The organism is Leifsonia sp. NPDC056665 (assembly GCF_042791795.1).
Lineage (GTDB): Bacteria > Actinomycetota > Actinomycetes > Actinomycetales > Microbacteriaceae > Leifsonia.
The window spans coordinates 104,631-117,787 of record NZ_JBHTXK010000006.1 but is presented as its reverse complement, the minus strand read 5'-3'; the positions used below and the strand labels follow the sequence as shown (position 1 = coordinate 117,787).

Sequence of the window (13,157 nt, the reverse complement as noted above, 5' to 3'; positions counted from 1 at the left end):
CTTTCGTGCCTGGTCGTGGCGCCCCGGTGGGGGTCCGGGACGCCACGCCAGTGTCTCGATGTCGCGCTACTTGCCTGCAGTAACCTGCGCCAGCGCCGCCTCCGGCGTCGCCTTGCCGGTCAGCACCAACTGCTCGGCGGTGTAGATTTGCGTACCCACATCCGGCCACTTCACGCCCAGCTCGGCCGTGCGAGAGCGGGCGTCGGCGACGATCTGGACGAAGCCGGACAGGTCGGCGTTGGTCTCACCGAACTTCTTGGCCGCCTCGACGTTCGATGGGATGTAGTTGTTCTGCTCAGCGATGGTCGCCTCGACCGCCGGGGTGTTCAGGCAGGCGACGAACTTGCCGGCCGCGGCCTGCTTGTCCTTGTTGCCCGTGTTCGGGACGGTGAAGGTCTCGCCTCCAAGTGGAGTCTGCGACTTCTTGCCGTCGGCCTGCGGCGGGATCGGGACGTAGCCCCAGTTGATCTTCGACTGCTTCAGCGCCGGGATCTGCCACGGGCCGTTCTCCATCATCGCCGCTTTGCCGGCGAGGAACTGGTTGTTGACGTCTCCCTGCGACCAGTTGACCACGCTCTGCGACGCGGACCCGTCAGCGACCAGATCGTGGAGGAACTGGAGGGCCTGCGCGTTCTCCGGCGAGTTCAGCTTCTTCTCGTCACCGCCGTTGCTCCACATCCACGGCATGAACTGCCACGTGCCCTCGTAGTTGTTCACGCCGCTGAACGCGAACCCGTAGTGGTCGGGGGTGGTCAGGGTCTTGGCGTCGGCCTTCAGCTCGTCCCACGTGGTCGGCGGCTTCAAGCCGGCTGCGGTGAACAGGTCCTTGTTGTAGAACAGGGCCAGCGAGTTCACCCCGGGAGCGAGTCCGTACAGGTCGCCTTTGTAGGTGCCGGCGTCGACGACGCCCTGCGTAACGCCGCCGGCCGTGATCCCGTAGTTCTTGAGCGGGGTCAGCGCACCAGAGTCCGCGATCTGCTGCACGTCCGGGTTGTCGAGCATGAGGGCGTCTGGCAGGGTCTTCGAAGAGATCTGCTGGAGCACCTTGGCGATCAGACCGCCATTGGGGACGTGGGTCGCGGTGACGGTGTTGCCGTCCTTGGCCGCGCAGTCCTTGTAGATCTTGTCGTAATTCGCAGCCTGCGGACCCGCGTAGTAGTCCTCGACGGTCAGCTTCTGGCCGCCAGATGTGGTCGCGGGTGCGTTCGACGAGCAGCCGGCGAGGACCGCTGTGACACCAACGACTGCCGTCACCGCGAGGATGACGCCTCTCTTATTCATGTGATGAGCTCCTTTGCCAATGCAATGATTTCGGGTATTCGCTGTGGTGCTACCTACGCCTCGTGTGATGAGTCCGGGGTATTACCTCTTTGTGGCGCTCTGGGAGCGGTCCCCATGCGTCAAACCGGTTTGATGAAGCGGCCAAAAAAAGAGCCCTGTGAAGGTCAGATCGCACGGGTGCTCCCCCGATCGACCATGACCGGCGCCACCAGCTCCGTGACGACCGCGCGATTAGGATCCTCGATCCGGTCAACGAGCAGCCGCACTGCGTGCGTGGCGACCAGATCGGGTGACGGCTCAATGGCGGTGTAGGGCAACGACAGCATCGCACCGAACTCATCGCCGAAAAGGCTGACCACCGATAGATCCGCAGGGACGGAGACGCCGCGCTGGCTCAGAACCATCGGGAGATCCACAAGGGCACCGACGCTGTGCACGAGAAGCGCACTGGCCGCCGGCGATGCATCGAGCGCGTCGGCGAGTGCGTGCGCGCGCTCCTTCGGGTCGGCTGAGTCATGGACGATGGCGAGTGACACCCCAAGGGCTGCAGCCTCATCGATCACCGCGTCGCGCAAACGCCACACGTAGCCGAGGTCCTGCTGGAACATGGTCTCGGGGAAGGTAATGAACACCACATCCCGGTGACCCAGGCCGGCGAGGTGCCGCACCATCATGCGGCCGGCTTCGCCAAAGTCCAAGTCGACACTGTCCAGCACGTCGTTGTTCTCCGCGACCCCGATCAGCACTCCCGGCTGCCGCGCAGTCCGGACGGCGTCGATACGTTCGTCGTATCGCTTCACGTTGAGGAGTACGACTCCGTCGACGCGGCTGCTCTCGGTGACCCGCTTAATGCCGGTGCTCCCGTCAACATCGGTGACCATCAGCACGTCGTAGTCAAGCGCGCGAGCCGCCTCCGACACTGCGCCGGTGTACTGCAGCCGGGCGGGGGCGAATTCGTCTGGCGCGTATGGCACGATCAGTCCCATAGTGGACGTTCTCGATGTGGCGAGCGCCTTTGCTCCGGCATTCGCGGTGTAGTTGAGCACCCGAATGGCATCGTTGATCCGCTCGCGGGTCTCTCGCGAGATCGGGCGCTTTCCCGAAAGGGCGTGCGACACCGTGCTGCGAGAGACTCCCGCATACTCGGCCACATCGCCAATCGTCACCATTGAAGTGCTCCCAATACTCGTCAAATCGGTTTGACGTGGCGAGTTTAGCAGAGCCAAGGAAAGTTCGTCAAACCGATTTGATGATTTGGATCCGTGATCGCCTTTCGGCGAGGAACTGCACATGATCATGCCTTGGACTGCGCCCAACAGTAGCCAGTTGGGCGCAGTCCGTAGGGGTGGGCCACGACGAACTCCACTCCCTTTCATTGCCCGATTCGCCTCGTTGAAGTTCCATCCATGTTTGGACCAGTGGGCAGCCGAAGCACGCGGGCATTTCATGCGGCGTTCTGCGGTCGATCCAACCGTGGACGCTCCGCCGGCCGGAGTCGCGCCGCTCGATCCGCTAACCACCGGCAACTGTCAGGTCGATAGTTGGCCATGACGTCAAGCGGCGAAGACCCGCATCAGCTCACGCGTCGATAGAAGAGCCGCCTAAGAGCTCGCCCCATTGATAGGAGACGCATGTACCAGGACCATTCAAGCGCTATCGATCAGCCAAGGCCGGACGACGTCGTGTGGCGCTACATGGACCTATACCGATTCCTTTCCTTGCTCGAAGACAGCGCACTAACTTTTGTCGCTGCCAACAGGATGACGGACTCGTGGGAGGGGCGCTTCCTCGCCCTCGAGAGGCGTTTCAGGATCCGGCGACGGACGCACATGTCACAGCGAAGATGACCCGCAACTTGATGCAAGCGACCACCTTTCTGAATTGCTGGCACGTTTCGCCGGTTGAATCGGCAGCTATGTGGGACATCTATCAACGAGACGGTCGCGGCGTCGCCGTCAGGTCGACGTGGGACCGCCTTACCTCCTCCTTGAGCGACCCGCACGAGATCTTCGGCGGTCTAGTGAAGTACGTGAACTACGCGAGTGACCCATTCCCGGACGACAATTGGATCACCCCATACATGCACAAGCGAAAGAGCTTCGAGCACGAAAAGGAAGCTCGCTTAATGCTCATTGACCCACACGGCTTCAATGCCGTGAGCTTCGAAGGATCACGACAACTTGGCTTCGGCGAGTTCGATGATGGCGAGCCACCGGCCACTCACTCCGTAAGCGTCGAACTGACAATGCTTGTCGAGGCAATATACGTCGCTCCTGGCACTCCCGAATGGCAGTCGAATCTGGTCCAACGCCTAGCGGGTCGGTACCTCAAGGAGTGCACCTTCGAACACTCATCACTCGACGACGCCCCCATTTTCTGAGCGCCAACTGCTACTTACGGAGCTCGTTTCGCTCGTTGGGACAAATGGAGCGGTAGCGTCACCTCGTGACAACTGAGCAACTGAGGTATCGAACCGCCACTACCGCATTACGTTGCCCGCGCGTAGTAGTTCTCGTGCCTGGTTTCGGGGATTGGCGTGGCTGGATGCGGCTAGCCATCAAAGCGGCCAGCGCCCACTGGGGAGGCGGCGGCTATATCTACATCCCCGTGAGCAGCGAGGGCAAGATACACCCCGACTTGCTCATGGCAGCCATCGCTTACGACCCCGACTACATCGCCATCCTGCAGGAAGGCGTACCAGCCTGGCGCGCCCTCGCCCCAGATCGTTTGCAATTACCACCGCAAGTCGGACTATCCGACGACGAGTATCACCAGATGCTTGAGGCGTCTCCTGTGCGCGATGATTGGGCGAGGGCCGCCTCCGCTGATCTCGTGGCAGCATGTACACCGCTTGGGTATGCGCGAAAAGTCCCAGCAGGCCCACCAAGACATATCTCGTCGAGCACCCCCCTCTCTCCCCAACCGTTCCTTCCTGCACCTCCCCCGGGTTATGACCGCCCATATGCCGCGCTTGTGGCGTCAGCCAACTGGCCTGGCGATATCAATCTGATGGCACTTGCCCGAACAGGCACGCCTGAGACCTCCGACCAGCGTGACCAACCGGTCGAATCGACGCTGCTCAAGTGGGTAATTTCGCAAGCTGCCGGAGATGCCCCGGAGGAATTGCTCTGGTTCTCGTCAATGACGTTGTCGACACCTGCAAGGAACCACAACACATGGTTCGGTACAGCATCTCCGAACTTGAACGTGATGTGGGCCGGAATTCAGGGAGATCAAGCTGCCGTGATCGTCGGTGACACCGCCGATGATTTTGCGCTTGCCGTGGCCCTCGATCGGATGCTCGGATACGCGCTCTGGCTCACTGAAGACATTGTGCAAAAGCACATTGTGCGAAGTCCCGACCTCCAGTATTCGCTGCAACAGACATGGGAAATCATTTCCCCCTTCTCCGCGGTGCCCCTTTGGTCCACATCCCTCGACGACGACCACCTGTCTGACGTCAAGACGCAGATGCGCGTGTTCAGCAATAGCATTCACGTCCAAGACTTATCGGACGCGGATTCGGACGTCGTCGGTGACATCATCATTCGCAGACCTCGCATGCGCATGAGCGGACTGCGAACCCTCGCCATGTCCGACCACCTAGGCGAACCGTTGGCCTTGCCGATCAGCGAAGACGACGATGGGACACTTCACGTACAAACCCCGGTGTCATCGCTTTTACCAGAGGTACATCCGGACAAGATGCCTCTCAACTCATTTGGATCGCCGCAGTGGATCGTTGATGTGACCGTTGAAGGTCAGATCACACCGACGGGGCGGGGGTTACCCAGTCGATGGGTCGTGGACGACGGCGACGAGAATGCCACCACCGTGATTCGCAGCAGCCGCGCTGGCGTCAGCTTTCTAGCAGCGAGCCTGGGTGTTGTTTCGGCAAACCAGGTTCTCGCTTCGCGGCTCGCGAGTCCACGCATTCGGCAGCTGGGAATGTATTCGTGGGTGCAGGCGATGGCGGAAAGCTCAGGTGTGGACGCGAGGCTTTCGCGACCTGGCCGGTTCGCAAACCTGGTGGCCAACCGCCTGGGATCCCGGAAGCGTCTCGTAGACCTTGTCGCAAGCCCAATGCATCCGTTTCTGCGCGAGTTCCTACCGATGCGAAAAGGCAGCTCTAGCGCTGAGGTCTTCCCCGAGGACGACGGGATGTTGGTAAACGCTCGCCAACGCATTCTTGCCTACGAGGCGCTAGAACGCCTCACGCCCGACGTCCAACCCGACCTCCGGCGAACGTGGATCGACGAACTCCTCAAAGCTCGCCTGTTGAGACAGGGTCTGGCGCTGAACTGCGAAGAGTGTGCTCTTTTCAACTTCATCTCACTCGATGACATTCGACAACAGTTCGAATGCAAAACCTGTGGAGCACTGAATGAATTCGCGGCGGCTCGATGGAAGTCGATCACCGCGGAGCCGCGATGGTTCTACGACCTGCATCCCGCGCTGGCAAGCCTATTAGCCGACAATGGAGACGTACCCCTGTTGGCGGCGCACCGTCTTAGCGCAGGCGCCCGCCGTTATGCAGACACAGGCGAAGTTGAGTTTCGAAGCTTAAGTGACACATCGTTGAACTTCGAGATCGATTTGATCGCCCACATAGACGACCAAGTCGTTGTCCTTGAAGCCAAGACGAATGGCTCACTCGAAACTGGCAAGTCACGTCACCGTTTGATCATGAAGAGGTTTCGTGCCGCTGAACTCCTTCGCGCCGACAAGGTCGTATTCGCCACGACTGCTTCAGAATGGACTGGCGACTCCGAAGCGATCGCGAACAAAATCGCGCGTCATTCGTTTCCGCGAATCGAAGTCCAATTCATCGCTGGTCTTGGCCCCGAGTCTTGTGAACCCTCCCATCTATCTGCCTGAACTAGGCACCAGCTCCTGACGCAGGTTACGTCGGCGAATTACGCGCTCTTCGACTCCGCTTCCATCTCCTATCCACACGGACTGTTGTGGCCGCCGGACTGTCTGAATACTGCGGATCCTCGAACGCTGCCAGCCAGACCACGGCGCGCACCTTGCGCTCGTGGCGTCGAACTGCGACGAACAAGATCGGAAGCACTACCAAAGCACTTACAACACCCAAAAGTATGGATGTGGCGGCCATTTCCATCCAAGGCCCCTCGCCAAGGCGAATGGGTTTCGCCGGCACGACCAAGAGCCCGAAAAACGCAATCGCGAGGCCGGCAATAGTCAACTGGATCGCCGTCGGGTCGTCAGCTATTCGACGGCGTAGCTCGCTGCGGACAGTCGTGTCTCCGGCGACACGGCATGAAAGGCAGCGACTCGCTCAAGCGAGACCTCAGCGGTCGAATAAATATGAGGACGGATTGCTCGGGGAGCTTGGACACGCGTCGAACTATATGGCGCACCCGGTACATTCCGCCTTGAGGGGAGAGTGACTCTTCCAAACGCCCGCACGGCTTGCGCGCCTGCCTTGTTTTGGGGCCCGGGTCATGCACCTACAAGGCACTAACGTTGTCTCAGCTAATACGAGGGGATCTTATGAGCACACTTGCTGGTTGGTACGACGACGGCTCCGGACGGCTCCGGTGGTGGGATGGCGGTCAATGGACTGACCACTTCGCTGACCAGACGCAGGCTCCGGTGGTTGCGGCGTCTGACGGGCCACAGGCGAAACAGAGCATGTTTGCGAAGGTGAAGGCTTCCGCTGCCTCGGTAGCCGCGGAAGCCCGGTCGAACATCGGTTACGGGGCGAGCACTGCCGTCACCGTCCGCGACGACGCTGAGGTGACGGCTGTCGTCGCCGGAGATGACGTCCCGCTATATGAGATCGTCTCCCACATTGATGGCAAGAACGCCAAGGTGAAACTTTGGCCAGACCGGATCGAGTGGGAACGGGGCCGCGGAGTTTCCGGCGGGAAGATCACCGCCGGCGTGCTCACCGGCGGCCTTTCATTGCTCGCCACGGGGGTGAAGGGGGGCAAGGACGCGTACGAGATGCTGCCGATCAATCAGGTCACCTCCGTGAGCAACCGCAAAGACGGGATGCTGTACCACCTGGTCGAGGTGCAGACGGCTGGCGGAACCGTCGGCTTTCGTGTCAATCGTGACGACGCAGCTGCGTTCCGTCAGGCGATCCTCAATCTGATGCAGACCCGAGCGGCCACTCCGGTGAGCGTTCAGGTCTCGAATGCCGTAACAGAGCCGCCGGCAGTCACTACCACCCCTGACCACGTCGCACAGCTGCATCAGCTGGCTCAGCTCCGCGATGCCGGCATCCTCACCGACGACGAGTTCGCCTCTAAGAAGCAGGAGATTCTCTCCCGAATCTGAGCCACCAAGCGATAAACGGGGCGTCCCCGAATCGGAGACGCCCCGTTGCCGTTGCGGTGAAGGTCAGCCTGCGGCGACCGTCCAGGTGCCGTCGGACTTGACGACGACCACGGTCGGCCCGGCGAACATCGGCACCGTGCCGGTGTACGCGCCGATCTCGTTGACGGCGAGGTTGGGAATCGCCCCGCCGTACTGGACGACGGCGAAGTTGCCCTGTCCCTGGTTGTTGAACGCCCAGTTTCCGGCCGCGCCGTCGTACTTGTAGACCTGGTCGCCGGTTGCGCCACCGGGGAGCGTCAATGCGGGGGCGGAGCTGATCGGGGTGATCTTGATGGTCCACGCCCCATCGGCTTTGATCTGGAGGTTGGTGCCGGCTCCGCCGATGTTGTTGAGACCGAAAGCGGTGACCCCGGAGTAGTTGCCGATGGTGTTCACGAGCAGGTCGCCGGTCGGCTGGTTGGAGGCGTCGAGGACGTTGACGGCGAAGTTCGCGGAGCCCTGGTGGGTGGCGGTGACCACACCGGCTTCGGCGCCCGCTGGGATCGCGATGACGGAGTCACCGGCGCCGGACTGGTCCACCGGCGCGAATGTGCCGAACTTAGTGTCGTACGCGGCGTTCGGGTTTACCGGCGCTTTCGTCTGCGTCGGCTTCGGTGACGAGTTGTCGGCGGCGGCGGTGCTCGAGGCAGCCGGGATGTCGGTGGACGCGGTGGTCGGCGCTTTCCCGCCGCCGTAGACCATCGCGAAGATGAGGCCGATGACGATGGCGACGGCGCCGAGGAGGGTGCCCGTTATCGGGACGCCTGCCTTAGCGGGCTTCCGACGGAGGGCGATGATGCCGAAGATGAGGGCGAGGATTCCACAGACGAGTCCGAATCCGGCCGCTGGGGTGAACGCGAAGATCACACCGACGAGGCCGAGGACGAGAGCGGCGACGGCGAAACCGCGACCGCTTTTCGCCGGCGACGGAGGCGGCGGCAGCGTTCCTGCTGGCGCGAACACCCCAGCCGGCGGAGGCGGGACAGCTCCCGTCGCTGCGGCGCCGGTCGCGGGCGGCGGCGGAACACTCGCAGCCGTGGGGACGGTCGGAGCGGGCGGGGGAGGCACACTGCCCGCCGGAGGGACGTTGGGAGCGGGCGGCGGCGGGACCGCTGCGGACGGCTGCTGCGGAGTATTCAGGTTCTGGTTCTGCTGTGTTGGATCACTCACAGTAATCGAGCATGGCGAACTCTCAGCTTCTTTTCAGCCCCCAGAAGGGGTGGGACGATCGTTCTGTCACGCACCGGATCGGGCGACGACCACCGCGAGCTCTGTTCGCGTCCGCACCCCCCACTTCGTCCGGATGCCAGACAGTGTCGATTTCACCGTCGTCTCGGCGACGAAGAACCGTTGTGCAAGGTCCGCGTCGGAAGCGCCGTCCATGACAGCGAGGGCGAACTCTCGTTCCCGGTCGGTGAGCAAGGCCATCTTCGCCGTTGCGTCCCGCTTTGCGTCGGCGGCACGGGAGGAACGCACCCACGACGCGAGCTGTTTCGCCGCTCGCGGTGAGAACGCTGCGTCACCGGCCGCGACCTGCCGCACAGCGTCGAGTATCCGATGCGGATCCTCGTCTTTGAGCATGAATCCGGCAGCGCCGGCGGCGACCGCGTCGAGGACACGACCGTCCTCATCGAACGCTGTCATCATCAGGAAGACCGGGCCGGTCCCGCGGAACGCGCGGACAACGGCGACCCCATCCATCCGCGGCATCCTCACGTCGCAGAGGATCACATCAGGGCGATGCATTGCAACGGCGACCGCGACTTCGTCGCCATCGCTGCACCGGCCGATGACTTCCAGGTCAGGCGCCGCGCCGAGGAGAGCGGTGAGCCCGTTCGCGGCCATCGTGTCATCGTCGACGATGAGGACGGTGATGCGGCGGTCGGTCACGTCCGCGAGTCTATCGGCGGACGCGGGCTGCTATTCGGCCAGAGGGGTCACTGCGGCCGCCACGGCAGCCAGGCGATCAGTGTGAACGTCCCATCCGGCGTCGCGCCGGCCTGGAAGGAACCGCCGACGAGTGCGACCCGTTCGCTCATACCAGTGAGCCCGTGACCACCGCCGATGGACGACGGCGTAACCCCGTGAGCGATCCAGTTCGTCGCAGTGACAGTCAGGCCCGTGTCGGGTCCACCACGCACTCCGACGCGGATCGCATAGCCCGGGGCGTGCCGGCGAACGTTCGAGATGGACTCCTGCACGATCCGGTAGCAGGCGTGGGCAACCTGCGGGTCACAGGAGGTCGGGTCGGTGACAAGCACCTGCGCTCGAACGTCGACACCGTCTCGGACGGTCTCGTCAATGAGACCGGCAAGCTCGTTCAGGCCGGTGCTGGCACCAGGCGCAGCGGGGTTCCGGAGGGTGTGGACGACATTTCGGAGCTCGTCGAGCGACGACTGAGCGGTCTCCCGCACAGCGCGGGCCGCCGTGGTCGCCCGTTCGTCGGTGCCGTCCACAGTGAGTTCCAGCGCCCCAGCGTGCAACGACAGCGCGCTGAGACGGGCGGCGAGCGTGTCGTGGAGTTCCCGGGCGAGCTCCTGCCGATCGTGTTCCCGCTCGACCTCCTGGTGAAGGACGGCGACGTTCCGCCTCGCGGTCGCATTTCCGAGCCGGGCAGCGTCCCGTTCCCGGCGCAACTGCCGAAGGAAACCATAGCCGGCGAACATTGCCACCTCGACGGCGGCGACGAACGGGACCGCCCAGAACAACGCCAACCGGGCCGGCGTCCCTTCCGCAGGTTCGTTCGCAAAGTTCGCCAGCAATGACGTGTGGGAGGCGACATCCCAGCAGAGCGCGACGACGACGGCGACGTACACTCCGGTGACGAACAACCACCGCCGCCACCGAGTGGTCGCAGCGGTGATCGCTGCAGCGGCGACCAGCACGGTAAACGCCGACGTCGGGAAGATGATGGTCCCGGCGATCGCCAGCGACGCCACCACGACCGGGTAACGGTGCCGCCAGACCAGCATCACCGATGCTGCCAGCATTACAACCAGCCCGGTCGATGCCATCAGTTGCACTGGGCCCGGGAACGTCGAACCCTCCCCGCTGAACATGCCCGCCGCCGAAAGCGACATCAGACAGCCGAGCACCGCCAGAGTGATCGAACCCGTCAGTGCCCACCCGCGCCGGACGCGCGACGGTGACGGGGCGACAGCGGCTGGCCAGCTACCCGGCGGCGGTGGAGACGTCATGCCCTGATCGTAGAGGCGACCACAGCGGCTGCTCGACCGCCTTTCGGAGGGACGCGAACCGTCCTTTCGTACACCGACCGCAGACCGTTCCGACGTGTTCCCGCGCTGGGCCACTGAGGTGTCCTGGTGGAGGTCGAACGTCGGCCCCGAGAACTCACCAGGAGGCACAATCATGTTCCGTCGCACCGCACTCATCACCGCAGCCGCCGCTATCGCAGCCGGCCTCGCCCTCACCGGATGCTCCGGAAGCGGAGCCACCTCCGGAGCGGGCTCCTCGTCGCCCGCGGCCGCTTCAGCCCCCGCAGCTCCGACCACTGCCAGTCTGAACACCCCGGTTAAGGCAGGCTCCTTCGAATACACCGCCACCGGGTCGAAAGACGCCGGCACCACCGTCGGCACCTCCCCGCTCACCCAGACCGCGCAGGGCACGTTCGTGGAAGTAGACCTCAGCATCAAGAACGTCGGCAACGCGTCTGCCACCTTCGTCTCCAACTACGTGAAAGTCGTCGACGCGACCGGGAAGACCTACGACGCCGACCCGACAGCCACCCTCTACGCGAGCCCGAACCAATCCGCGTGGGTTGCCGCGATCAACCCTGGCAACTCCATCACCGGGCCGATCTTCTTCGACGTCCCCACCGGAACCAAAGCCGTCAGCATCCAGGTCTCCGGCGACATGTTCAGCAAAGGCGAGACCATCAACCTCGGCTGATACCAACCGGGCGGCGGACGGAACCCGAACCGTTCGCCGCCCTTACACACCTCAAGGATCGTTGGTTGAGCGTGCGGCGCTTCAGAGAACGCCTTACAGCGTCAGTAGCCTGGGCGCATGACGGATCAGAACCCGCCTGAGACGGCAGCCGAATACCGACTCGACCTTCAACATTTCGACCAGCTCGACGACGAATTCGCGACTGCCCTTCTAAACATCCTTAGCCAGACGGGCCTAGCCAACACATTGGTCGACGGGATTCGCTTGCATTTGCCCGATCCCGATACGTGGCGACTGACGATAAGCGGCGACGTGGTAGCGAGCGTGAATGCGATCGAACAACGCGATGCAGCCAATAGCTACACGCTCGAAAGGGGCGCCGGCCAGGTGGGCGCGCGCACCATCAACTCAGAAGACGGGACGTACGACATCATCATCGGCGCATGGTCGCTGATGCCCCCGTTCGAAGTCTCATCCAGCGATGAACTGATCAGCTGTATGCACGCGATCGGAGCGCATCTCGCGATACATGAATCAGGCCACGCAATCCTTCACCAACGGCGCGAAGATTCGGAAGCATTTCAAGATCGCACCACCGGGACCAAGACCGAGCGCGCTTGGCGCAAGCACCTCGCAGCTCACATCGATGACTTCCGAATCGAAACAATGACTAACCGCATCGCGTCGCTTCCATCTTCGAACGTTGATAATCTCGGCGATGCTCTCGGTCATATGCGAAGCCAATTGACGGAATCGAACACTCTCCGCCTGAGCGACGGCGAAGCCGCGACATATCGGAGCTCAACAGCGATCAACGATCTCATTCGCGCAATGACCTACCTCGCCGCAGAGATGACTGCTCGAGGCGAGGTCACCACTGGGGCGAGACCTGAACAACTTCCCGCGGGCTGGAACGAATACGTCGAGGACGTCTGGGATGCGTGGGCTCTGAACCTCAACCGGCTCAAACCGGCCGACCAACCAATGACGCCCGACGAGATCGCCGCTGTGCTTAGCGATCTGTGCAAGATCGTCGTCCTGTGGTCACAGGCAATCGTGGGCTATCACTACGAGATACACGACGATGATTCGTGGACTGCTACCTGGTCACGGGTGAACTACTAGGCCCGGGGACACCTGCGTCGCCGCCCGCGGCAGCCTGTGCGACGCCGAGCGCTCCGCATCTTCAAGAAGACACTCCCCATGTCGGCGTCGACGACACGCTGACGGCCGACTCGACACGTTTGCTCGCACCTCCGGTGCCGTTGCTCGTCGTGATCGGGCGGCGGAGCTGCAGGTCAAACGGATACGCGAGGCAGGGTGGTTGCTCGCGAAGGCGGCCCTAATCCAGCATGAAGTTCGCGCCCATGCAACCAGCCGGAGACCTGTTCGGGCGGCCGTCGAAACTGCAGGTGATCGTAGATACTTGTCGTGACAGATTCCTTTTTCAGGCCTTCTTACGATCGCGCCCGCAAACCCCTTCAGTCCGCGGTCCGCGTTAGGCACGAGCTCCACGAAGCGCTCAGCCATTAGGGCCTGCACGTCGTCGGCCGGATGAAGGTTGTCAGGCATCGGCATCTTCTCGGCATCCGCCGCCGCGTACAGTTCCAGGCCGTTCA

Annotated in this window: 10 protein-coding genes; 5 read left to right on the top strand and 5 right to left on the bottom strand. The window is 62.7% G+C overall.

The features are described from left to right. Nucleotides 1-66: 66 nt before the first annotated feature. Together ACFQ9V_RS08630 and ACFQ9V_RS08625 are read right to left on the bottom strand one after the other, a co-directional pair. Nucleotides 67-1,281, bottom strand: a complete 1,215-nt coding sequence (locus tag ACFQ9V_RS08630) for an extracellular solute-binding protein (protein WP_382458758.1) — start codon at nucleotides 1,279-1,281, stop codon at nucleotides 67-69. Nucleotides 1,282-1,445: 164 nt separating this feature from the next. Further along, the gene (locus tag ACFQ9V_RS08625) at nucleotides 1,446-2,450 is read right to left on the bottom strand and encodes a LacI family DNA-binding transcriptional regulator (protein ID WP_382458757.1); all 1,005 of its coding nucleotides are present in this window, start codon (nucleotides 2,448-2,450) and stop codon (nucleotides 1,446-1,448) included. A gap of 746 nt (nucleotides 2,451-3,196) precedes the next feature. Between ACFQ9V_RS08625 and ACFQ9V_RS08620 the strand changes: the two genes are divergently transcribed. The 3 genes from ACFQ9V_RS08620 to ACFQ9V_RS08610 all read left to right on the top strand — a co-directional run bounded on the left by ACFQ9V_RS08620 (nucleotide 3,197) and on the right by ACFQ9V_RS08610 (nucleotide 7,590). Beyond that, complete coding sequence (locus ACFQ9V_RS08620; RefSeq protein WP_382458756.1) at nucleotides 3,197-3,661, top strand: DUF2971 domain-containing protein; 465 nt, start codon at nucleotides 3,197-3,199, stop codon at nucleotides 3,659-3,661. 65 nt (nucleotides 3,662-3,726) lie between these two features. Then, nucleotides 3,727-6,159, top strand: coding sequence for a hypothetical protein (locus ACFQ9V_RS08615; RefSeq protein ID WP_382458755.1), 2,433 nt, complete (start codon nucleotides 3,727-3,729; stop codon nucleotides 6,157-6,159). 639 nt (nucleotides 6,160-6,798) lie between these two features. Next, on the top strand, nucleotides 6,799-7,590 hold the full coding sequence (locus tag ACFQ9V_RS08610) for a DUF2510 domain-containing protein (protein WP_382458754.1): 792 nt from the start codon (nucleotides 6,799-6,801) through the stop codon (nucleotides 7,588-7,590). 63 nt (nucleotides 7,591-7,653) lie between these two features. Here ACFQ9V_RS08610 and ACFQ9V_RS08605 read toward each other — a convergent pair whose 3' ends face one another. From ACFQ9V_RS08605 to ACFQ9V_RS08595, 3 genes are all read right to left on the bottom strand, one after another. After that, nucleotides 7,654-8,799 (bottom strand): DUF4190 domain-containing protein, encoded by a 1,146-nt coding sequence (locus tag ACFQ9V_RS08605; RefSeq protein WP_382458753.1) that lies wholly within the window; start codon nucleotides 8,797-8,799, stop codon nucleotides 7,654-7,656. A 66-nt stretch (nucleotides 8,800-8,865) separates the two neighbouring features. After that, a complete protein-coding gene (locus ACFQ9V_RS08600; RefSeq protein ID WP_382458752.1) occupies nucleotides 8,866-9,519 on the bottom strand; it encodes a response regulator in 654 nt (217 codons plus the stop codon). A 47-nt stretch (nucleotides 9,520-9,566) separates the two neighbouring features. Further along, a complete protein-coding gene (locus ACFQ9V_RS08595; RefSeq protein WP_382458751.1) occupies nucleotides 9,567-10,826 on the bottom strand; it encodes a sensor histidine kinase in 1,260 nt (419 codons plus the stop codon). Between the two features lie 172 nt (nucleotides 10,827-10,998). On the opposite strand from ACFQ9V_RS08595, the gene ACFQ9V_RS08590 reads away from it, so the two are divergent. Beyond that, nucleotides 10,999-11,538 carry a DUF4352 domain-containing protein gene (locus ACFQ9V_RS08590; RefSeq protein WP_382458750.1) on the top strand — a complete coding sequence of 180 codons (540 nt, stop codon included), beginning with the start codon at nucleotides 10,999-11,001 and terminating at the stop codon, nucleotides 11,536-11,538. A gap of 117 nt (nucleotides 11,539-11,655) precedes the next feature. Beyond that, on the top strand, nucleotides 11,656-12,663 hold the full coding sequence (locus ACFQ9V_RS08585) for a hypothetical protein (RefSeq protein ID WP_382458749.1): 1,008 nt from the start codon (nucleotides 11,656-11,658) through the stop codon (nucleotides 12,661-12,663). Nucleotides 12,664-13,157 lie beyond the last annotated feature (494 nt).